A 21603-nucleotide genomic window follows, 5' to 3' on the forward strand; every position below is an offset into this window, starting at 1 on the left:
CCGCTACGGCGCACACTTAGACACCACCGTCGCCTTCAAACGCCGCGCTCAGTTTCTTTCGCATGAACTCGCGCCGCAGTTCGCGCTTTCGCTCGTCGGTCAGATAGTCCTCGAACACCACCTTCGCGCTGGCACTCCCCTGTTCGTCGGCGATATCTTGGACGTGGGCCAGCAGATCCTCAGTGGTTTGCGAGTAGGCGTCGTACCAGAACCGCCGACCCATGTGTGGCTTCCGGGTGACCCCGTCGATCTCCTCGGGAACCCCGGCCGTGTCGGCGAGATCGTGGAACCAGCCAGCAATTGTCGTCCCGTCGACGTGGCCGGTTTTCGAGCGCTCCGACGGGAACAGGTAGCCATCGACGCGAGAGATGACGGCGAGCCTCGTCTTCCCCGAAGACAATCGCGACTGTCCCCGGCCCGTTCTTTCGCTCGTCGAACTGGATGTGCGGGTCGTCGGCGTCGAGATGGAGCTGGTCCTGGTGCAGCGCCGCGACTTCACCGGTCCGCAGGCCCCAGCCCGCGAGGGCAACGACGAGCATCCGGTCGCGGCTGGTAATGGCGGCGTCGAACATCGCCCGGACGTGCTCGGCGTCGAGGGCGACAGGATCGGTGTCCGACGAGCGGGACCACGAGAACCAGTCCTCCGCGCCGTTGGTGGGGTTGACTGTCGCCACACGGCGTTCCACGAGCCAGCCATACCAGGTCCGAATTGCATCGTGGACGCGGGCGATGGTGGACTCAGCGTACTCACCGGACATGTAGGCGAAGGTCTCCCGGCAGCGGTCGACGGCTTCGGTCTCGGTGATGTCGCTGTCGTCGACGGGCGAGAGAAGATCGTCGGTCCCGTGACGCTCTCGGTAGGATCGGGCGTAGCGAGCGAGTCGGTAGCGGATGGTTTCCCGCGTGCTGTCTGTCCAGTCATCCGCCGCCGCTTGTTTGGCGTCGAGATACTCCTGAAAGGACTCGCGTGTCTCGTCGTGCTCGATATCCCAGTCGTACCCGCTGGATTCGGTGTTGTATTCCAGCGTGTCCGACCAGAACTCGGCGAACGTCGTGTCGTGGTACTCTTTCAGCGCGTAAGTGAGTCCGCGAAAGCCGTTGTTCGAGAGCCACTCGTAGGAGGGGCAGTCAGTCTCGGGCTCGTACCCATCCCGCCGCAACGCCGGCACGATCACAGCCTCGTACGCATCGGCAAGCTGGGGCTCGGTCAGCAGCGTCCAGGGAACGTCGTCGGCGGAGTGCCACGGCTTCGTCCGCTCAATCCCGGGGGAAGCGTCGTGCTTTCCGGGTTCTGAATCTGAATCTGGTGATTTCGGCATACAGAGCTAAACACATTGGGTCCTGATAGTTCTGTTGGGACAGCAGACGTGTCCCAGACTTATGGCTCTACGGTAGTTTGGCAAATATTTCTTTAAAGTGTATATCGATATATGGAATACGCATAAATAACAGTCCCACAATTTCGGAGGATGGGCCAGTTTTGGGCTGGGCCGGCGTCTATTCGTGTTCCACTCACCAATTGAGCACCTATTTTGAACAATCCTGATCCAATCTGCCAAGAGAACGTCCAAAATTTCGCGGATTCTGGCGCTGCTTAACAGCGTTACCACTCTCAAGTGGCGAACCCGGTAGGGAAGCGGTCGGTCAGTCGGGTGGGATCAGCGCCGAAACGACGACTTCGACACGTTCACCCGCGGTCAGGACCGGCGCATAGTCCATCTTGCCATCGACGCCCGCTTTCAGCAGGAAGTCCGTGAGCCGCCAAATGTTGTAGAGCAAGACCGCGAACACGAAGTAGAACAGCCTCACTCTGTAGTCCTTCGAAGAGGTCTTCGCGAGGAAGTCGTTCTTGATGTTCTTGTACTCGTTTTCGATCTGCCAGTGACGGCTGTAGCGGCAACAGAACGACTCGGCTTCCTCCGGGCCGACTCGTAGATTTGTGGCGAAGACAGTCGTCCCCTCACCATTCGTCGACGGCACGTACAGGAACTGCATTGATACTATCGGCTGAAAATTCTTTAGGCTAGAGCGTGACTGTCGAGTATGGCCGCGCTTGACGACGCCACTCTCGACGACCTCCGCGAGGCTCTCGCGGAGGTTGAGGACAAGAAGCCGACACAGCGGCTAATAGCGGTGATTAATTACCTCGAAGAAGACGACGCAACGATGGCGGAAGTCGCTGAGCGGTACGGATACACCGGTCCATGGCTGTCTCGATGGGTTGGGCGGCTCGACCGGCTCGCTGATGAGCCGGTCGAGCAAGTCGTCTATGACGATACACGTGAAGGCAGAACAGCCGAACTCTCTGATGAACAGTACGACCAGTTCGTTGAGGCCCTCCACGAATCACCCGAAGAAGTTGGACTAGACGCGCCCGCGTGGTCTGTTCCACTAGCTCGTCACTATCTCGCCGAAGAGTTCGGCACTGAGTACTGTGAACGCCAGGTCCGGCGATTGATGTCCGAGGCCGGGCTGTCCTGGAAGACAGCCCGGCCGGAGTACTACAAATCCGACGGACGGGCACAAGAGGCCTGGCAAGAAGGCTTCAAAAAAAGCGCGACAATCTGGACGACGAATACACAGTCCTGACCATCGATCAGACGCGTCAGGTACTCTCTACGCTGATCTATGCGTGGTTTCCAGAAGGGGAGCGCCCGTCACTGCCGGTGACGGGCGCGTGGGACAGCATCAAGCTGCTCGGTGCAGTCAGTGATTCCGGCGAGACGTTCTTTCTGCCCTGTGAAGAGAACTTCAACAGCGACACGACGAATCGCTTGTTAGACGCTCTCCAAACCGAATTCGGCGAGAAAATATGCGTCATCTTGGACAATGCCTCGTATTTCACTGCCAACGCAGTGCAGGAATTCGTCGAAGATACGCCGATCGAACTGTGTTACCTTCCGCGGGGTTCACCAGAACTGAACCCCGCGGAAGAGTGCTGGCAACAACTTGATCAGGAGCTTGGCAAGCGTCTGTTCGACACACTTGACGATCTTCGTGATGCTGCGCTCTCTGCACTTGATCGAATCAAAGTTCCAGATATCTTCACGTATTTGTGTCCGTGAGTATCAAAAGCAGACGCCGTCGGCGGCGGTCAGTGGCCGGGTCGCAGGCCGCATCAGCCATAGCTAGCGCACACGATGTCTCCCGTCTGCTACTGATCGAGAACAGCATCAGCCTGTCGTCTGGCCACTTCCTAGATTTCGGGTCCAATCAGCGCAGCGGTCCGAAATACTATATCGTCAACGGTGGTTTGTTCAGGTAGCAGAATTTCCATAAGTAAACACCGCGGGTATGACGCTCATAACTTTTATTAACTCACAATTCACCCCAATCACCGATGCAAAATGATGTGAATACCATCTTTATCTTCTCTCCAGTCGACTTCGACAAGGTACAGCGACACACAGAAACGTACTATCTGTCCGAATACTGTTCCAAAAACTTCGAGACACACGTCGCCACTCCCTCATCACAATTGTCTGGTGTCACCAATCACCACTTCCACTTTGATGGGATCATCGGCGTCGTATTCCTGAACCTGATTTTCGCTCCGTTCTGGGCGTGGCTGTTCATAACTGAGAAACCTGACGTTGTATACTGCTATCCGGAAGTAATAACTCCCGCGCTAATCGGCTGGGTGCTCACAGACACAGATGTCGTGTTCGACATCCGAGCAGAACCCTTTGAACAGCGAGAGGAATTCACCTCGAAAAAAGGTCAAGCGCTACCACTGTTGAAGCGGTGCCTGTACTCTGTCGATGAGGTGCTGTTCGGATGGACACTTCGCCGTTCGGATTTGGTTGTCACCCTGAGCAATGACTTGGCGGAGAAGCTCAGCCACAACTACAGAATCGATTCTGGGTCGATACACATACTTCCACTAGGTGTTGATGTGAACAAATTTGAGCCACAAACTAGAGGACACGGCGCCGAGTTGAGTTTGGTCTACCTCGGAACTATAAATGAGATCAGGGGCCTTGACAAGTTCATCGACGCAGTTGAGCGACTGGATCACGAAGCGAGATCGAAACTGCGGTTTGATCTGATCGGCGGCGGTGACGACCAGTACATAGCGGAACTACGCTCGAGAGTGGACGAAACGCTACCCAATCTCACGTTCGAGTATCACGGGTACGTCGATCACGAGGCGGTTCCTCGCGTGGCGGGCCGAAGTGATGTCGCGATCTCGCTGTTGCCAGGGCTTGAGTCGTTCAACGTTAGTTCGCCCGCTAAAATCTACGAGTATCAGGGCCTCGGGCTACCGGTCATCGCCACCGACATCCCGGCACACCGGCGGATTCTCTCCGATGGAGAAGATTCGGTCATCGTTGACCAAGATGACCCGGGTTCGGTCTCAACGGCAATAGAGGATCTCTTGTCCGAACCAGATCGTGTGAGCCGATTAAGCGACTGTGCTCGGGACAACGCCATGCAACACAGCTGGGAGAATCGGTTTTCGCGGCTGTTCGACCGAATCAGAACCCTCTGAGGTAACGCTCAGCGAACGTTTTAGAGAGCGAACCCCAAAGAAACTGACAGCTAATTCCGTTGGTCTAGAGTCAGATCAGCTTATTGTAGGGTAAACAGACCACTAAGTAGGTTCGGTAACGGCATGTGTCGGCACAGTCCTCGCATCCTCTCACCTGAAATATCATCGTAGGCCGTTTATACTAATGTTCATCTCTTGTTTAGTATCTAGAAGTGACAGCATCACTGGTACGGTACTCCGGTCTGCACGTATCAACTTTCGCCTTTGACATCGCGAAAGACATCTCGACTCGATGGACTCGACCATCGGGGTCGGCCGATTTCACAGCGACATCATCGTATCGAGCCTCCAAACGTGACTGAGGGTATATACGGTTTCGGAGAGATGCGAGAGAACCACGCTCTGAAGAGTCTCGACTGGCTCGGAGGCGCAAACCGTCTGCGTGACCCAGCATACATATAATGACAGACGAAATCAGTTCGCTTGATGACCTCAGTGGTGAGCAGCTCGCGGCGCTGGTTGACCTCGCAGAGGCCTATCAGGAACGGACCAGTAGCCGACGAGACGTTCTGAAAGCGGCAGCCGCTGGAGCGAGCGCTGGATTGCTTGGCTCCGCCGGGTATAATATAGCCGCAGATCGAGATCAGTCACCCTCGCAAACCACAGACAGAAGCCAGCAGACTGCGCAGCGAGATACGACTGCTCTGGCGGCTCCTGGAAACGTCCAGGCGACGATCGATACCATGGCCTCGACCAACAGCGGTATCGTTAGGCTGGACCCAACGCAGCGATACGAACAACCGTCGTCCCCGTGGACAGTAAGAGGCAATGTGATCCTCGATTTCAACGGAGCGTTCCTGTACGGTACCGGTGATTTACAACGAACTGATATTGTTCATATCCATCCGGGAGCGCAGGTCCACAGGCCACGAATCGACCTCTATGACGGCGGTGACGGATATACACCCTCGAACAGCTATGAGGGACGAGTATTCTCGCTTGATACTCGCCTTGGCAAACCATACTTTGCTGATGGAACGACCATCCGGGGCGGCAATCTGATCTCTGCAGGTGATACTGGAACCGCGTGCTACATCGGTGTAAATACGACAGGACAGGGGAGCCACATCACACATCTCAGTCTGGAGTTCGATATCGGTACCCCCAGTGAGTCGACCGCCGAAAGTTCCATCGGCACGGCGCTTCATCTTGACACGAGGGGGGCCGGCGACGATGGGTGGATTAATGGCATCCATATCAACGGCCATTGGCGATACCCACGCACGGGAGTCCTACAGGAAGGCGTTAGAGGTAAATTCAACCAACAGGTGCTCAACATGTTTAACGTCCAGATTCAGGCGTCGGACAAATCGAATGCGTTCTGGCAGATCAAAGACCCGACTTGGGCCCGCCTGAACAGGTGGTGGGGTGTAATCTGGGATTACCCCAATTACAGCGACTACGCCTGGAAGATCGACAGCGAGTACCAGGATCCGGAAAATTCGTACCGTGGCTGTAAGCGAAACTCCGTCAATACCCCAAACTTCAGCGCGGAATTCGTTCGAAACAGGTCGCTGAACAATCACTACATCAACCACACGGACCGGTTTGAGACGACGGTCGTTTGATGAATCTCCATGGATGGTCAGTAACCGGGTGCCCGGCTTGCCACCGAAACGCTCCCACCATTCTCTCTTAGGAGTCGTGAGACAGACAGGTAAATACCATAGAGGAGAGGGCACCTTTAGAGAGATAGTCTTAGACGGCGTGATTCCAACTTGAACTTCTATAGATATTTCTGGATCTGATAAAAAGAGGGCTCTGTAGTTTCGATACACTTCACTGCACTTCACGAACATCGAACGCTCCGGCGAAGGTTGTAGACGGTGGCTTTGAGGATAATTCCACGGAATTCGAGCCACCGGCTTCGCGCACGCACGGCACCGCCGAGCGTGCGCTTGATGCTTGAGAAGACGGTTTCAGACATGGATCGTTGGTGGTACCGATCACTGTCCATACGGGCGTTGTGAGCATGATCGAGTGAGTTGAACAGACGGTGTTTAATCAGCGGGCGGATGCCGTTGTGACGGAGTTCGTCACGGAAGGCTTTCGCATCGTATCCTCTATTAGCAGCAAGGCTCCGCAGATCGCCCGCGTCATAGTGGCTAGGGGTTATGGAGGTAGCATCTGATATGAGAGTATGTCTGGAGATCGCCTTGAAGAGATCGTCCGTCACCTCAGTGAGGACAATCTCGACCGACTCCCTGCGGAATCTACCGACGAGAAACTCACTGAGCGGCTGATCTTCACAAACGGATCTCTAAGGGGAGCGACTCTGGAGGACGCTGCCGACGATGTCGGCAGGTCCTCCGGAACGGGAAACTACTTCGTGACGGACAACGTGGAAGAAACAGGAAATACAGCACCTCATCAACGAAGAATTCGACATAAGTTACACCCGGTCTACTTAATACACCTTCCTCGAGGAGCCCGGTCTTTGCTACACAATTCCGCGAACTAAGCCCCATCACGCCCGGAGAACGCCGAAGAGATTCTCGACGAACGCGTCGCCGACGTGTTCGGCGAGGAACCTAGCGACATTCCGCACAACAAATGCGGAGGAGACGACGAGAAGGGATGGATTGTTGACGAAGAAATCCGTACGGACGGTGGAACTGTCCTTTGATTTCTCGGTACATCACATCCACAACCGTGGGACAATTCCCAGCGACTCCACACCGTAGATGATCCGCATATCACCTGACCGCTCGTTCGTCTAACTTCACCAGCGGTCTGGTTCTATGCCCTCTCTAGTGAGAGTGTCGGTTCAGATTTCCTGCCAATGAGAGAAAGAACGAATCTGCGGAATACCTCGAGGGGATCCGCGACCAGAATCCGGGCCAGCGGATTCTGCTCGACTTGGACAACTGTCACCCCGCACGTGTGCGAGTACACGCGTAGACGAGCCCACTATAGTAACCGTTCAGAAATACGTTGCTCACTTTTGAGATTGAAAGTTGATTGAGAGCTGTATCGATCGCTGTCGTCAACTCGTTGAGTGAGTCAAAAAAGCGGTTGTTAAGAAACGCTTGAAGCTGTCTCCAGCACTCCTCGACAGGATTCAGTTCCGGCGAGTACGACGGTAATGTTACGAAGGCGAGGTTGTCACGGGCCGCTAGGTCCGTGACGGCAAACGCCTGGAAATATGGTGGTCCATCTAATTACTCGGCGATGATGCGGCCGTCTGATCTCTGGTTCGATGGATGTTGGGTACGGTATTAACCGACACAACCACCAGCTTATAATAGATTGAGAAACTCTTTAGGTTGTAAAACTACTGAGCCACGTAGTGGCTTATAGACTACTGTTCAACGCAATTCCGCTCTGAGAGGTCAGACAAACCACAGAATTCACCATGAACGAGAGGAAGTAGACGCCAGCTTCATCAAGAACCCCTGTGTTAGCGGTGTTGTGTCTCGATGAGACGACGTATGCGTGTCGTCCTCAGAGAGTTTTGATTTCTAATCTGCAACCAAGAGCTTCCCGTTCTCATCAATGTCGTGTGATCAGTCGTCTTTAGCTAAGACTTACGCCTCGGTTGCGTAGCGGTAGCGAGCGTCTCCTGTAAGATCGGTCGTTGTTGATGAATCTTCTGTGCATCTTCGATCAACCGCTCCAACAGCGGCGGTGGTGAGTAGCCGAGGTATTCACCGAGTTCGTGGAGGATGAGCTGGGCGTGCGACCGGAAGGTCGCCGCCCAGGCGTTCTGGCGGGAACACGATCTCGTCGTCGGCTTGCTCGGTGACCAGATCCAACAGATCACGACTCACCAACAGCGACAGCAACGCTGCGTACAGCAGAATTTTCACGATATCCGGGTTGCTCGTGTCGAACTCGTCCAGCTCGTACTGCGTCTTCAACTCACGGAACAGCGTTTCTACCTCCCATCGACACCGATACAACGTTCCTAGCATCCGCCGGCAGGAACTCGTCTCTCGACAGATTCGTCATGTAGAGATGGTAGTCGTCGGCGTCCGAATCGCGGACGCCTGACGACGCGAACCGCTTCGTGTCCAGCGACCGAGTTCCCTCGTACTGTCCTCGCTTGAACTCCGCTTCGACCTCTACGTCAATGTACTTCCGCGAGAGATCATCGACCACATCGTGGATCTGTTTGCCCTCCAAGGGAATGGCGCGGCCGCGCCATTCCCGTAATTCTCCCGTTATCACCGGGTTCGCGTTCTCTTTCAGCCGACTCACGAAGTAGCCGTCGTTCTCGTCAATCAACGCAAAGCGGCGGTACTTGAAGTGCGCTAGCATCGAGTAAAACCAGCCGTCCTTGCAGCCACGAACCCGTCTTGAATAACGTGCTGTCGTGCGTTTTTTCGTCGGTCACGTCGATCCGTTCAATCGTCTCGTCGGTGGCATTGTGGAGCAGGTGGAGCTTCGCTCCAGCCTGCTCCTCATGACGGGCTTGAAACTCATCAGAGAGGAATTCGTGCAACCGCAACACCGTTCCATCAGCGATCATCACGTCTCTGAATCGGTCGATATCAGCGTCAACAGCGTTGGGAACAGCGACCTCGTCGAGACCATGCTCGACGAGGTCGCGGAGATACTTTGCCAGCGTCGGCGTCAACCGGTGATAGAAGCCACCGGGAGAGATCGTCTCATCGGCTGTAGAGTTGTAGCTGCGTCTGAAGCCAGCGAGTGTTCGGCTCTCGCCGGCGGCGAAGCCGAACGCGAGCGCCCGCGCGAGGACTGGAACCTGTAGCTTGCCCTCTCGCTCGACCACGCCGAGTTCCTCGGCGCGCTCTTCGAGGAACTCGGAGGGAAACAGTGTAGTAAGCCGACGCATGATTCTCGATGAGGAGGCGTCTGTGTGCACAGCGGATACCTCCTCATTCCTCTCGAAAATAGCCTCGATAAGCCGCCGCTATCACGTGGTTCTTCTCTTAGCTAAAGACGGATGGTCGTGTGATTGATTTCACAGTGATTGTGCACACAGATCTTCGGCAGCAGCTATAGGCCACTTCCAGTCACAGCAGGCATTGACCGTGAGCGCACCATCTATAACCCGAATCACTGTGATCACTACGTATTACTGACTGACTGACTTCTTGCGACGGAGTGAGCAAATAGTGATATTAGTAGTTGACTGAAACAACAATCTCGCTAACACACATAAGATTCCCAAAGTCTCCGGTTGATGTAAATCTTTATTTATCGGAACTCGTGGAGGCTAACAGCGAAACCGGCCGAATAAACCCTCTACCTATAAGTATGAACTCTTGAGCGTTCGCTTGTGCGGGTACGCATCACCAAAATTTACCCTGTTACACGTATCCTTTTTGTGATAGTATGCCTGTGGCTCAAATCCATATCGTGATTATATTCCAGACCAGTAAATCCAGATATCTACCGGTTCGGTCGCCACCACTTGAGCGAAAACAACTTATTCACTGACTGTACCCGCGTTTACTAGCTAACTAATTATTACACACTGTGTAGAAATATTCCTCGTATTATGAATGTTAGTCAACAGCCCAGACAGACCCGTCGGACCGAGTCAAGAGGTAAACCATGATTCATGACGTCGACCTCCGGGATCTCCAAGTCAACGTTGACGAACGGGGCGAATTGACAGAGATCTGGCGCGATGACTGGGAGTTCTATGAGGGCGAAGACGAACCCGACATGTCGTATCTCTCGATCTCATACCCTGGAGTTATCCGTGCTTGGCACCGGCACCACCGGGGGCAGATTGATCACTTCGTCGTTCCACATGGACGAGTGAAAGTCGGAATCTTCGACGACAGAGACGAATCGGCGACCCAGGGTGAGCTCGACACTTTCGTTATCGGCGAGGAATCGATGCAGGTGATACGCGTACCCGGAGACTGTTGGCATGGTTTCAAAGTCATCGGTGACCAGAAGGCGACCCTGATCAATTTCCCGACGAACCTCTATGACTACGAGGACCCGGACGAGCAGCATCTCCCGTACGACACAGATCAGATCCCCCTGGACTGGGAAGCACCAACATACGAGTAAATCATGAAAGGAGTCGATCCTATCGGGAGGGACCGGGACGCGCCTGCGGCCGATCACCCACACGGGACCCAAACAACTCGTTCCCATCAGGAACAAGCCCGTCATCGACTACGCAATCGAGCACCTCCGTGAGGCAGGCATCGAGGAGATCGGCGTGGTACTCGGAAACGTTGGCCAGAAAGAAATTCAGGACCACCTGGACGACGGGAGCGAATACGGTGTCGACATCACCTATATTGTGCAGGGAGAACCACTCGGTCTCGCACACGCCGTCGGCTGTGCGCGTGATTTCGTTGGTGACGAACCGTTCGTGGTGTATCTGGGCGACGATATAATGCGTGAAGGAATCACCGACCTCGTCGCGGACTTTGACCCCGAGACGCACGCTGCCGGAATCGGGGTGCAAGAGGTGGACGAACCGTCGCGGTACGGGATTGTTGACATCGACGACCAGGGGAATATCACTCAACTACTCGAAAAGCCAGATTCCCCTCCGTCGAATCTTGCTCTGATCGGGGTGTACCTGTTCACGACGCCGATATTCGATCAGATCGAACAACTCGAACCTTCGTGGCGAAACGAACTCGAGATCACCGAAGCGATCCAGGGAGTACTTGACGAGGGCTATGCGGTTCAGTCGCATGTCATTGAGGGATGGTGGAAAGACACCGGTAAACCCGAAGACATCCTCCATGCGAACCGTCTCGTGCTCGACAACATGGAACCGCAAATCGACGGGAAAGTCAAAAACCCCGAACCCGTTCGGGGTCGGATCGAACTCGGTGAGGGGAGTATCGTGGAAGACGGCGCAGTTATCCGCGGCCCGGTGTCAATCGGTGAGGGAACGACGATCGGGAGTGACGCATACATCGGTCCCTACACCAGCATTGGGAACGACTGCGTCGTCGATAACGTACACCTTGAATCGAGTGTCGTAATCGGCCAGTCAAAAATCAACTGTAATAGAACCATCGTCGACAGCTTGATCGGACGTCAAACGACGATCGTCTCCGGTGATGACACCAGACCTGCCGGTGAACAGCTCGTAGTCGGCGAGAACTCATCACTCGAACTGTAAATATGAAAACTATTACGCTCACGTGTCAAGACTGCGGAACGATAGTCGCTGGGAACGTCTTAGAGCGCAATCGACTGATGCTGTGTCCTGGACTGAACTGCAAACGCGAACTACGGTTTGCTGACCTGCCCGAGTCGGACCGACTGTACATTGAAAACAATCTTGAAACGTTTAGGACGGATGGATGATGTACGACAGTGTCCGCCACGAGTAGACTCGGGCATCTCGGGTTCTGGCTGATTCGCGAAATTCTAGGCGCCTTGTGGCCTCAGATAAGGAGAAACACATCGTGGGCGAACTCCGGTAGCCACATTCCACCACCGGTCCGCTCGCCGATGCAGTGCTTCCGTGTCGTAATAATTGATAACTGTGGAGCAGCTATCCAGTAGCATTAATGAATATCATCGTTCTTGGCGCATCCGGACTCGTCGGTTCCAACATCGTGAGACGATTCAGAGAGGGGGGGCTCGACGTGGTTGGTACATACCACACAACCCAGACTGACGAGACGAGCGTACAGCTAAACATCACCAACGAAGAGGCCATATCGGAACTTGTAGCCGATCATGACCCCGATGCTATCGTCAACGCTGCCGCTTTCGCTGACGTTGACGCGTGCGAACTCAAACGCGACAGGGCCTGGGCCGTCAACACGACAGGTACCCGGAACGCTGCCGTCGCCGCTGCAGAGGCGGATGCACACTTCATCCATATCTCGACGGATTACGTCTTTGGCGGGGGCCCGAACGAGGCGCCGTATGCCGAAACCGACCCGCCGTGCCCGCTCAACTACTATGGGGCCACGAAGCGCGCGTAGCGAGCAGGCCGCAAAGATCCACACCAAGTCGGCGATACTACGTTCGAGTGTCATCTACGGAACATCTAGCGAGAACTTCCTGACTTGGGCGCTCACCGAACTCCGGGATGCGAGAGTGCTTAATATCGTGGACGATCAGATCGGTTCACCGACCTACGCCCCCGATATCGCGGAGGCGTGTCTACGTGTCAGTCAACGGGGTATTACGGGCCTGTTCCACGCCGCGGGCCCAGAATCAATTTCCCGATACGAGTTCACGAAACGTCTGGCAAAGGCGCATGGCCACGATACGGAGGCCGTCAACGCGATTTCTACCGCGGAGGCGGGACAGCAGGCAACCCGCCCGGATAACAGCGCTCTCGATTCTACAAATCTCTATGATATAATCGACTATGAGTTCCGGGACTGCAAGAGCGGTCTCGAAGCGTGTAGCCCGTAGTATGGACCCTCGTGTGAAGGATATATATTACTGCATCGCGCGTGTTGTCCCCGTCGCGAGACGATACTCCCGTTCAAATCGGTCCGTAATCTTTTCCCACGTAAACCGGTTGAGGATAGTCTGTCTGGCATTCCCGCTCATTCGGTTACGCAGTTCGGGGTCGGACAGAACCATGTCGATGGCATTGGAGAGCGCCGGCGGGTCCTCTGGAGGGGCCAGTAAACCGTTCTCCCTGTCATTGATCACCTCTGGACACCCGCCAACTGTAGTCGCGACCACAGGTGCGCCACAGGACATGGCTTCCAGCAAGACCGTCGGGAGCCCCTCATAATGTGATGGGAGCGCGAACGCTGTCGCGTTCTGGTATAGTTGGATCTGGCGAGCGCGTGGGACGTAACCAGTGAACGTGACGTTGTTTTCGATTCCTATTCGCTTGGCTTGCTGTTCGAGCTGGTCTCGCTGTGGGCCCTTGCCCGTAATCACGAACTCAATGTCATGGCTCTCGACGATGGATTCCGCGGCTTCGAGGAGATCGGGTACCCCCTTTGGGTAGTCTAGTCGGCCGACGAACAGCACATACCGATCATCGGTGTGGGCGCCGGGTTGGAACCGCTCGGCATCCACGCCGTTGTGGACGACCGTCGCATCGTCAATGTCGTAGTGTTCGGCAAGTTCACCACCCACCCGCTCAGACACTGTTGTGATCCGTTCTGCATTGTCAGCCTGGTTCGCCACTAACCGCCTGCTTGAGACGTGGTACGTCACTCTGCTCATTGCTTCCCGCGGGCTCCATCCGTAGACGTGTTTGATATCCTCGACAACAGAGGTGTGGACCGTCGTGACTAACGGCAGATGCGATCGAATCACTGGCGTCAAGGGCGTATGCGAATGGACCAGGTCGAACTGATCGGCCGCCCGATCCAGATACCTGTTGACTAGTGCCCCGTGGACATCGACGTGAAATGGGTAGACGGGCGGACAGGGTATCCGGACTACCCTGATACCGTCGTTCCACGTCTTTTCTCGTTCGAGTCCACCGCGGGTGATCACTGTGACTGAGTGACCGCGATTGGTCAGTTCATCCGAGAGATTGGAGACATAGTTGCCGATGCCTTCCTCCGGCGGGTACGGCGTCGACTGCACCATTGCAATATTCATGTATCGACCTCGTTAATATACCCTGACAGGAACTGGACGAGCGATCGATCTGTAGACACTGAGTCCGGCGATTCCGAGCGTGCCCGCTCGATTGCCGAGTTCAGCTCATCGGTCTCAGAGACCACCTGCACTCCCGGTCGGTCGCTGAGCGCGGTCGCAAGTTCGGTTTGATGATCATCGTTGTGTTCGCCGCGTTCCTCACGCCGCGGAAGAATGACGACCGGTCGTTCGTAAGAGAGCGCTGTTGATAGTGTCCCAGCGCCGGCATGCGCGACGACGACGCTGGCAGTCCGGTATAGCTCGTGGATCTCTTCCTTGTCGGTGAAACGGAACCAGTTGATGTTTTCAGGAATGTACTCTCCATGACCGACCTGAGCAGTGACTGGCTCACCCAATGCAGGGGCAATGGCGTCGACTCCACGCACCAGTCGATCGAATCCGTCGGGGCTTGTCCCGACCGTCGCGAAGATCATATAACTGCCCCCTCGTATCTGGCCTTCTCACCCACCTTATCTACCAATTCGGGCCACTGTACCAGAAATAAGTCCGAGACTGGATACACGATCTTTCCCGTGGTCGACACCGAATTGACACGACACCAGCTTTCGATATAAATCGTCTTGCTGCCGATTATCTTCGCCCAAAAGAATGCTGGGATGGCGATCTCGGAACCGGTGCTGATGAGTACGTCCGGTTGCTCCCGAACCAGTATCCATCCAATCTCAAAGAACGATTTCAGCATCTGCCATGGATTCGTACCGATCCTGCCGATCAAATACTTCGATTCATCCAGCTCACGCGTCCGAAAGTCGTCAGTCGTGATATAGAAACTCTCGTGACCCTCGGACGCTTCCGAAAGCGACTGGAGTTCGGTCAGGTGTCCACCAGCGGAACAAACGAGAGCAATCTTCATGATTTCAGGATCGACAGGTTGCTTTTGTACACTTCGTTCGCGACTTGGATCGCCGTCTCAATGACTTGTGACGAATGGAGTTGGTCTGCGGGAATCCGGTCATCAAGCCTACTTAGAAGCGTCCGCCCGTCCGTCTCAACCGACTCCACGTCCGCCGAGAACCCGTCGAACACAGCCTGGAGCTTGACCTTCAGGCCGGGCCACCCGTGGCCGATAGCATAGCCCCACGTCAACATTTCGCTTAGGAGAAAGGACGGGAACAAAGGGAGGGCCGTCCGCCAAGTCAAATATTTCCGCAGAATGATGTACCGACCGCGTTCTAAATAGAATAGCTTGTCAGCGCTGACGTCGATACCGGGATAATCGTGATACACGGTAGCAGTCGGAAACGTCGCGGATGTCGAGGTCCATTGCGTTTGCTTTCCACGATAGCTCGACATCGTCCATATAAATGAAAATCGCTCCATCAAAGCCCACCCATCTCCGCACAGGTTTCGCGCGCGGTCGCGAAACGACGACGCCGGAGATACCGGCTAGCGATTTTCTTGCGCGTGCGCATCAGGAGAGACCACCGTACCCATTTGTGAAGGCCAGTCCGGTGAAGTGGACCACGTTACCAATAGTGTTGATTTCCGCACCGTCGTATGTAAGGATCTTTGGGGTCGTGATGAGTTGCTTGTTTTCAGCAACCGGCAACAACAGTTCCTGCAACAGGTTCGGACTGACCCGGGTATCGGGATTCAATACGACGACGTACTCCGAATCAATCCGTTCCACCCCTTGATTGCTCGCACCACCGTATCCAAGATTGTTCTGGTCTGGACCACTCCGCCTCCGGGAACCAGTTCGACTGTTCTGACGGTGCCATCAGTCGACCCGTTATCGACCACGACTACCTCCCCCGGATTGTTGTCGAAGACTGTCCTGAGACATTCCTCAATGTAGTCGCTATGATTGTACGTTACGATAACGACACTCGTCCGCTCTGTCAGGGCCAGCTTTCCATCCTGTGTCGCCTCCGTAGACGCTGTCATTAATGGTTTTATCACCCCTTTTGATATATATAATGACACACTACTTTCAGTTTGTACGGGTTAGAACCAAGCTAATACTAGGGCCTGGCTCTTTTTCATGCGAGCGTCGGCGGGTTTAATCCAAACGCCCGTAAAATCGTTTGGATCCTCAGGCGACACGTCACCCGTCTTGATAGGCTATATCATTTCGTTCGATTACTCACTTGGCGGGTCCAGCGTCGGTCCCCTTGGGAAGCGATGTTACCGTTCGCCTCCTCTGGGTTCACTCGAGGTACCCGAGTTGACGTAACTGCTCGGTGTCCGGTTGTGGCGGCCCTTCGTCGCTCTCTTGCCGGGTAAACTCAGTAGAAAGATGTTCATCGATGAGTTCTTCAGGCGGCGATTCGCCGTAGTTCACGCGTCGTCGGAGATATGAATTCGCAAGGGCAACGTGCCCCTTCGATGGTCGCCTCACGATGTTCGCGTATGGCGCAAGATAAAAATGCACGCCGAGTAGGTGGAGTAGTCTGCTCTGAACGGGGTTCAAGTGCCGAACATGCCCTCCGGCGTTTGTCCAGACTCCAGTCGCTTTGTATTCAATCCCAGAGTCAGCTAGTCTCTTTCCAAACCTCTGTCCGCGCCACCCGCGACCGAGGCAGACTGCTCGTCCAAAGGTCATGTCCGTCGGCCCCCGACACATCCGACCCTATGGCTGAAAGTGCCGTCGGGGCGATATCCGCCGTCGATAGGAGACCGTCAAACTGTTCGCCGTGCGGGAGGCCTGCGCCGGCGAAAACCAGTGGGACGTTAATCAGTTCCGGTACAATCGGTGCTCCGTGATCGTACAGGCCACCGTAGTCGCCGAGCAGCTCGCCGTGGTCGCTGGTGAACACGACGAGCGTCTTTTCAAGCTCGTTCCGTATTTCGAGAGTCTTTACAAGATCTTCGAAGCGCTTAAGCAGACTCGTTGACGCCATCTTCATAGAGACGCTGAATTTCTTCTGGTTTGCGCGATAGCTCATCGAAAAAATCCTCATGTGACGGCCACTCCTCGGATTCGTCGTTACGCCCGTAAGTCATGTGCCCGCCTCGGTCGTGGACGATATGTACGAACGGCGATTCCAGTTGCTCTAGGGTCGTCTCTTCGGTTTCGCCACAGAGCCTCAGCGGTGGTTTCTTCGCCGGGTCGTCAACGTTACGCCAGACGCGGGTCGCGTCGATACCGGATTGTTCATGTCGGGTTAGCAGCGGCGGGCGTTCGGCCAGTGAATCCCCAAAGTTCCATACTCTGTGGGTTGCCGGATACATCCCGGTCAGTATTGAGGAGAACCCTGTCGCGGTGAAGGTGCTTGTCGCAATTGCACGACCAGACACGCCCATTTCCCGTACCCTGTCCGGGAGAGAGTCGTATCTGAGACTATCGCAAACGTAGATGAGTACGTTCTCTACTTTACCGTTCGAATGAGGCTGTAATGGTGGCTGGACCATCTCCTCTAATGTCTTCGCTCATGTATCTTAGTAGTATCACGCTTTACACTTGTAGGAACCCGTCATAACTGCTTAGGTCTCCCTCGTCGGTTCCAGCTTCGACAGTATACATAGTGGTTAGTCGATGTTCCATTAGCACACCTCTGATTCTCGTTACGATTGGTTCACTGAAGGCGGCTCACGACGGTTCGTACGGGCGTCAGTTCACGTCCAATCCGGTCCTCAAATAGTCCAAGCAACATTTTATCGCGAGGTTCTATCGCGAAACGCGCAACAATGATTGGATACCCGACCGTGAGTGGAACCGCAACCGCCCACAGCGGTAAACCGACCGCGGTAGTCACGACAAAACTGACCCCTGCGATTCCTCCCAAGAGTGTTACTGGGACCAACAGAGACCATGACAGCGGGTGCAGGCCGTGTTGCCTGAACAGAATCAGCGCTCCGAGGAGGTCACCGGCGACTGACGACAGAGTTAGTGCAACCGCGGCACCGACGATACCGTACACCGGAATCAGAAAGGTAGTTCACCGCGAAGTTCAATACAAGTTGGATTAGCATCATATACGAGACAACGCGGTTGTCTCCGAGCGCGATGAGTGCTTTAAAATTCAACCCCGCTAAGATTGCGACTAATTTCCCGGCGATTACAATCTGGAGGACGTCGGCTCCGCCGGTGTACTTCGCTCCAAAAAAGAGGCCGATGACTATCTTCGGCCCGAAGAACAGAATGATAAAAACTGGGACTGCGAGCATCATCATCCATTTGGTCAGACCCTGATACGTCGCGAGTAACTCTTCGCGCTTATCCCTTTTATCGAGCCGTGTAATTATCGGAGGGAGAAGGTACGCGACGGTTATGAGGACTACTGTGGTCAGATTACTGAGTTGTAGTGCGATGTTGTACACACCTACCTGTGAGGAGTTCAAAAAATATCCGATCATGTAGATGTCAAGGCTCGAGTTCAGGAAGTTCATCCCCTGAACGGCTATTAGCGGAAGCGAAAACGCCAAAATCGGTCGATACATCGACGTTGATTCACCAAGAGGAGAGGGTAGTAATCGTAAGGCGAACACGGTCACGAGCAGGCCAGCCACCGACATCGCCACAATCTGACCGGCCATCGCTCCGGCAGCTTCAAATCCAGCTACCACAAGCCAGGCAATGAATACTAGCCGTAGAATCGGCTGAAAAAGCTGTTCAACTATCGCACGGGGCTTGGCGTCGCGTCCCCCTTGTCCTAGAGCCACTGCGTTTTTGCCGAGAACTATGAATGGGATACCGATGGCGCCAATTCTGATTAGTTCCGCCAGCGACGGGTCATCAAACACCTGCTTGGCGAATATCGGTGCCAAGACGAAAACCACGATGGCGACGATGCTCCCAGAGACGGCGCCAACCAGCAGACCCGTTCGGACGACGCCTCTGGCTTTTTTCGGATCGTCTTCATGATTCGGGAACTCCCGCATCAGTCCGTCATTGAGCCCGAGCGTTGCGAGGAGAACGGTAACATTGATAACAGCGATCGTGAGGATAACATCGCCATACGCGCTTTGTGTCAGGAGACGCGCCATTACGATCTGCGTGAGATAGCCAAATCCCAGAGCGAAGACTTTACTCACGAACACTAACATTCCCCCAGATATGACCGTCGAGAGTGAACCACCAGACCCCTCGTCGCCTGTATCCTCGTCCATCACTTGAGCCGTTATTTCTCCGTCACGTATATCTATGAGTCGACTAACTACTCGTTCATCCTATCCGCTCCATCTGTTATCACCTTACATCGACAGCAGTATCGGATTATAGCAGTCCAGATTAGCTGGCAAATAAACCCCGACTCAATAGTATAGAGTTAGATGACGTGGATATAGCGGCCATCTTGGTATGAACAAGTCGGCATACGAAACCGGTTGTTCCGATTCACCGATTAGTATAGACTTAATCTGGACAAAGCCAAGGCCCGTTGTATAATAAAGCGCAAGACCGACGACCACCACCGATTTCTGGGTGCCCTCAATCTGTATTTTCAGAGTTCGAGTTAGTAGCACCAGTGGGTACCGAGTGGATTATTTTGAGCGAAGAGTGTGAGGATTTCTCCGGTTAGAACGGCTTCGGTCTCGGTTAGCGAGGGAAACGAACACAGAAATATCACAGACAGTGTGCGGAGCACTCTCTGAAACCATCGTACTCGATATAAGAACACACCTACGCTAAACCGCAGGAGCACAGTGACAACATATAGTGAAACTCTGGACCGTCGATGCAGTTGATGGCCGCTCACCGTTTGAGTCGGCACGATCTTTTCTCGGCGGGAGTGATTCATTTCGAATCGAGCATACGCCTTACAATAGACCGGAACAAGTTCGGTGCTTCGTCGTCTACACGGCCTGGACGCTGAACTTCTCGGGCCGGCCGAGATAGTGGTTGCTCGGCGAGTCGTTCCTGACGTGCTCTGGTCGAAGATCGTTGAGGGAGTGGATAGCGTTGTGCTGACACGCTCTCCAAGGCTCTTGTGCATCCTTGTAAGTGCTCTTAATATTCCAGATCGGGTCATCAACAGTGTGGAAGTCCCATACGAGTCCGTACAGAACGTTCCGCTCCGACCACGTTGGATCGCGGATTACCCACGCTCCCCCTCCGTTCTCGGCAGGTTGGATCTGAACGTTGAACATGTTCCGCGTCTGCTGGTTATATTTGCCAACGACACCATCTTGAAGTATACCAACATCAGGGTACCGCCAGTGTCCATTGACAGTTACACCGTTTATCCAGCCATCGTCGCCTCCTCCAGTGGTGTCAAGAAAGACTCCGTTTCCGATTGCGTCTCCGGTGTTCATGCCGTGTGGGTTCCCGATATTGTACTGGAGGTTCATGTGAGTAATCCACGTTCCCGGCTCTGAGACGGTCAATTTGCAAGCTGTCCCGCCACCACCGACAGCAAAGATATGCCCTCCCCTAATCGCTGTCCCATGGGCAAGGTACGATCCGTATTGGGTATTGAGATGGAAGACGGTGCCGTTGTACGTATTCGACCCGTCGTAACCGTTTCCGCCGTTATGCAGATTTATTCGCGGCTCCAGCAGCCTGCCGCCTGGCCCGGCGAGGTGAATGATATCAGTGTTGTTCCTATCTCCGCTGCCATACACCCATGCCCCGTTGAAATCCAGCTCCACGTCCCGACTTCACGACCCCACGGTGACGAAGGTTGTGGGTAAACCTGTGTCGGGTCCAACTTGACCCTCCCACCATTACCTCCCCGTAGCGGCGGCATTGTCGATTGCCGCCTGAACTTCGCCTGGCTGAGCGAGGTGGCTCCCACCGCTTCCATTGCCTGACTGCTCCGGTGCGACATCACCAAGGTAGCTCCACTGACTCGCCGTCACCAATGTAGACGGCACCAGTATCGGTGGAAAGGAATTTCGCGCCGTCTGCCGGTTCGTACTGGTCTCGGTTAGACTCAGCGTCGCGTATCTCTATGTCGGTTTCTAGCTGCGCGAAGTTATCATTAAGCGGTACATGCCAATCAAGCGAGCCTTTTGCGGGCGTGTTGTATCGAGTCATGGTTCTACTGGTAGGTTGCCTTTCCTTTCGGTCCGATGACTTGATCCGTCAAAGTCATCGGAGTTGAGTTGGGTCGGTATCGCAGTCTGTGTCTCTGCTTCGGCGGACGTTTGCTTGGTAAGAGTCTCTTAAATCGAGGATATCCATCGTGGCGACCCCGCATTTAGGGGTACCGAGCGAGTCTCTCAAACTGCTATTGCTGTTGGCGTATCTGGCAGTTGCAACAATCGCTGCACCTGCTAGTTTCGCGCAGGCCTGTTGAGCCACTGTTGATCCGTCCGCTTCATTAGTTGTCTGCGTCATCTCATCGTTATTTCCACCGACGTAGTCTGCGTTTGACCCCATCTACGTTCCGGTAAGGACTATTTACTGTAATGAATGTTATTTCGAGCTGAATAGTAAGAGACTGCAATAACGTTCCATATTTGAATAATTTACATACCAAGTAAACCAAGTAAAACTATCAATTGTAACAAATGGCAGTTAGGAATTTATTTCTGGGCAAACGACACTCTTAATCTGTTCCTTCCGGTACAAGATTGGGATAAGCAGTCGTACCAGCATGACAACGATGTGCTGTTCAGGA

At 54.4% G+C, this 21603-nt stretch carries 17 protein-coding genes and 7 pseudogenes; 8 read left to right on the top strand and 16 right to left on the bottom strand.

The window, feature by feature from the left end; all coding sequences use genetic code 11:
* Positions 1–16: 16 nt before the first annotated feature.
* Together ACODNH_RS00730 and ACODNH_RS00735 are read right to left on the bottom strand one after the other, a co-directional pair.
* Positions 17–1319 (bottom strand): annotated as a pseudogene (locus tag ACODNH_RS00730) (tyrosine-type recombinase/integrase).
* A 325-nt stretch (positions 1320–1644) separates the two neighbouring features.
* Positions 1645–1995, bottom strand: a pseudogene (locus tag ACODNH_RS00735) (transposase); the annotation flags it as partial.
* 48 nt (positions 1996–2043) lie between these two features.
* Between ACODNH_RS00735 and ACODNH_RS00740 the strand changes: the two are divergent.
* The 3 genes from ACODNH_RS00740 to ACODNH_RS00750 all read left to right on the top strand — a co-directional run bounded on the left by ACODNH_RS00740 (position 2044) and on the right by ACODNH_RS00750 (position 6120).
* Positions 2044–3065 (top strand): IS630 family transposase gene (locus ACODNH_RS00740; protein WP_434529976.1). Its coding sequence is split into 2 segments (ribosomal slippage): positions 2044–2547 and positions 2550–3065, totalling 1020 coding nucleotides; the frame shifts between segments, so codons are not numbered across the junction.
* A 275-nt stretch (positions 3066–3340) separates the two neighbouring features.
* Complete coding sequence (locus ACODNH_RS00745) at positions 3341–4492, top strand: glycosyltransferase (protein WP_434529977.1); 1152 nt, start codon at positions 3341–3343, stop codon at positions 4490–4492.
* A gap of 743 nt (positions 4493–5235) precedes the next feature.
* Entirely contained in the window at positions 5236–6120 is an 885-nt protein-coding gene (locus ACODNH_RS00750) for a hypothetical protein (protein WP_434529978.1), read from the top strand.
* Between the two features lie 221 nt (positions 6121–6341).
* Here ACODNH_RS00750 and ACODNH_RS00755 read toward each other — a convergent pair.
* Positions 6342–6650, bottom strand: a pseudogene (locus tag ACODNH_RS00755) (transposase); the annotation flags it as partial.
* Between the two features lie 42 nt (positions 6651–6692).
* Here ACODNH_RS00755 and ACODNH_RS00760 point away from each other — a divergent pair.
* Positions 6693–7463 (top strand): annotated as a pseudogene (locus ACODNH_RS00760) (IS630 family transposase); the annotation flags it as partial.
* Here the strand turns inward: ACODNH_RS00760 and ACODNH_RS00765 are convergent.
* Positions 7423–7713, bottom strand: a pseudogene (locus tag ACODNH_RS00765) (transposase); the annotation flags it as partial. The pseudogenes ACODNH_RS00760 and ACODNH_RS00765 overlap by 41 nt on opposite strands.
* 359 nt (positions 7714–8072) lie before the next feature.
* Positions 8073–9350 (bottom strand): annotated as a pseudogene (locus ACODNH_RS00770) (IS4 family transposase).
* A 725-nt stretch (positions 9351–10075) separates the two neighbouring features.
* On the opposite strand from ACODNH_RS00770, the gene ACODNH_RS00775 reads away from it, so the two are divergent.
* The 4 genes and pseudogenes from ACODNH_RS00775 (at position 10076) to ACODNH_RS00790 (ending at position 12880) form a co-directional block, all read left to right on the top strand.
* A complete protein-coding gene (locus ACODNH_RS00775) occupies positions 10076–10546 on the top strand; it encodes a cupin domain-containing protein (RefSeq protein WP_434529979.1) in 471 nt (156 codons plus the stop codon).
* A 3-nt stretch (positions 10547–10549) separates the two neighbouring features.
* Positions 10550–11624 (top strand): annotated as a pseudogene (locus tag ACODNH_RS00780) (glucose-1-phosphate thymidylyltransferase).
* Between the two features lie 394 nt (positions 11625–12018).
* Positions 12019–12441: an SDR family oxidoreductase gene (locus tag ACODNH_RS00785; RefSeq protein WP_434529980.1), complete on the top strand. Its 423-nt coding sequence runs from the start codon at positions 12019–12021 to the stop codon at positions 12439–12441.
* The gene (locus tag ACODNH_RS00790) at positions 12419–12880 is read left to right on the top strand and encodes an SDR family oxidoreductase (protein ID WP_434529981.1); all 462 of its coding nucleotides are present in this window, start codon (positions 12419–12421) and stop codon (positions 12878–12880) included. Before ACODNH_RS00785 ends, ACODNH_RS00790 begins: the two co-directional genes overlap by 23 nt.
* Before the next feature lie 27 nt (positions 12881–12907).
* On the opposite strand, the gene ACODNH_RS00795 is transcribed toward ACODNH_RS00790, so the two are convergent.
* From ACODNH_RS00795 to ACODNH_RS00845, 11 genes are all read right to left on the bottom strand, one after another.
* Positions 12908–14038 (bottom strand): glycosyltransferase family 4 protein, encoded by a 1131-nt coding sequence (locus ACODNH_RS00795; RefSeq protein ID WP_434529982.1) that lies wholly within the window; start codon positions 14036–14038, stop codon positions 12908–12910.
* On the bottom strand, positions 14035–14511 hold the full coding sequence (locus tag ACODNH_RS00800; RefSeq protein WP_434529983.1) for a glycosyltransferase: 477 nt from the start codon (positions 14509–14511) through the stop codon (positions 14035–14037). The genes ACODNH_RS00795 and ACODNH_RS00800 overlap by 4 nt, the downstream gene beginning before the upstream one ends.
* Positions 14508–14951, bottom strand: a complete 444-nt coding sequence (pssD, locus tag ACODNH_RS00805) for a PssD/Cps14F family polysaccharide biosynthesis glycosyltransferase (RefSeq protein ID WP_434529984.1) — start codon at positions 14949–14951, stop codon at positions 14508–14510. Before pssD ends, ACODNH_RS00800 begins: the two co-directional genes overlap by 4 nt.
* Complete coding sequence (locus tag ACODNH_RS00810) at positions 14948–15187, bottom strand: hypothetical protein (protein WP_434529985.1); 240 nt, start codon at positions 15185–15187, stop codon at positions 14948–14950. Before ACODNH_RS00810 ends, pssD begins: the two co-directional genes overlap by 4 nt.
* 322 nt (positions 15188–15509) lie before the next feature.
* Positions 15510–15728, bottom strand: coding sequence for a hypothetical protein (locus ACODNH_RS00815; protein WP_434529986.1), 219 nt, complete (start codon positions 15726–15728; stop codon positions 15510–15512).
* Positions 15692–15985, bottom strand: a complete 294-nt coding sequence (locus ACODNH_RS00820; protein WP_434529987.1) for a glycosyltransferase family 2 protein — start codon at positions 15983–15985, stop codon at positions 15692–15694. Before ACODNH_RS00820 ends, ACODNH_RS00815 begins: the two co-directional genes overlap by 37 nt.
* A gap of 262 nt (positions 15986–16247) precedes the next feature.
* Positions 16248–16439: a hypothetical protein gene (locus ACODNH_RS00825; RefSeq protein WP_434529988.1), complete on the bottom strand. Its 192-nt coding sequence runs from the start codon at positions 16437–16439 to the stop codon at positions 16248–16250.
* 133 nt (positions 16440–16572) lie between these two features.
* Positions 16573–16941, bottom strand: a complete 369-nt coding sequence (locus ACODNH_RS00830; protein WP_434529989.1) for a sulfatase-like hydrolase/transferase — start codon at positions 16939–16941, stop codon at positions 16573–16575.
* A complete protein-coding gene (locus tag ACODNH_RS00835) occupies positions 16919–17338 on the bottom strand; it encodes a hypothetical protein (protein ID WP_434529990.1) in 420 nt (139 codons plus the stop codon). Before ACODNH_RS00835 ends, ACODNH_RS00830 begins: the two co-directional genes overlap by 23 nt.
* Before the next feature lie 567 nt (positions 17339–17905).
* Positions 17906–19150 (bottom strand): flippase, encoded by a 1245-nt coding sequence (locus ACODNH_RS00840; protein WP_434529991.1) that lies wholly within the window; start codon positions 19148–19150, stop codon positions 17906–17908.
* A gap of 684 nt (positions 19151–19834) precedes the next feature.
* Positions 19835–20629: a hypothetical protein gene (locus ACODNH_RS00845; protein ID WP_434529992.1), complete on the bottom strand. Its 795-nt coding sequence runs from the start codon at positions 20627–20629 to the stop codon at positions 19835–19837.
* Between the last annotated feature and the right edge of the window lie 974 nt (positions 20630–21603).

The organism is Haloarcula sp. NS06 (assembly GCF_051122755.1).
Lineage (GTDB): Archaea > Halobacteriota > Halobacteria > Halobacteriales > Haloarculaceae > Haloarcula.

Bases quoted from the DNA above. Each gene is read 5' to 3' on its own strand.
- ACODNH_RS00745 (WP_434529977.1), top strand. From the start codon at position 3,341: ATGCAAAATGATGTGAATACCATCTTTATCTTCTCTCCAGTCGACTTC.
- ACODNH_RS00750 (WP_434529978.1), top strand. From the start codon at position 5,236: ATGGCCTCGACCAACAGCGGTATCGTTAGGCTGGACCCAACGCAGCGA.
- ACODNH_RS00775 (WP_434529979.1), top strand. From the start codon at position 10,076: ATGATTCATGACGTCGACCTCCGGGATCTCCAAGTCAACGTTGACGAA.
- ACODNH_RS00785 (WP_434529980.1), top strand. From the start codon at position 12,019: ATGAATATCATCGTTCTTGGCGCATCCGGACTCGTCGGTTCCAACATC.
- ACODNH_RS00790 (WP_434529981.1), top strand. From the start codon at position 12,419: ATGGGGCCACGAAGCGCGCGTAGCGAGCAGGCCGCAAAGATCCACACC.
- ACODNH_RS00795 (WP_434529982.1), bottom strand. From the start codon at position 14,038: ATGAATATTGCAATGGTGCAGTCGACGCCGTACCCGCCGGAGGAAGGC.
- ACODNH_RS00800 (WP_434529983.1), bottom strand. From the start codon at position 14,511: ATGATCTTCGCGACGGTCGGGACAAGCCCCGACGGATTCGATCGACTG.
- pssD (WP_434529984.1), bottom strand. From the start codon at position 14,951: ATGAAGATTGCTCTCGTTTGTTCCGCTGGTGGACACCTGACCGAACTC.
- ACODNH_RS00810 (WP_434529985.1), bottom strand. From the start codon at position 15,187: ATGTTGACGTGGGGCTATGCTATCGGCCACGGGTGGCCCGGCCTGAAG.
- ACODNH_RS00820 (WP_434529987.1), bottom strand. From the start codon at position 15,985: ATGACAGCGTCTACGGAGGCGACACAGGATGGAAAGCTGGCCCTGACA.
- ACODNH_RS00830 (WP_434529989.1), bottom strand. From the start codon at position 16,941: ATGGCGTCAACGAGTCTGCTTAAGCGCTTCGAAGATCTTGTAAAGACT.
- ACODNH_RS00840 (WP_434529991.1), bottom strand. From the start codon at position 19,150: ATGGACGAGGATACAGGCGACGAGGGGTCTGGTGGTTCACTCTCGACG.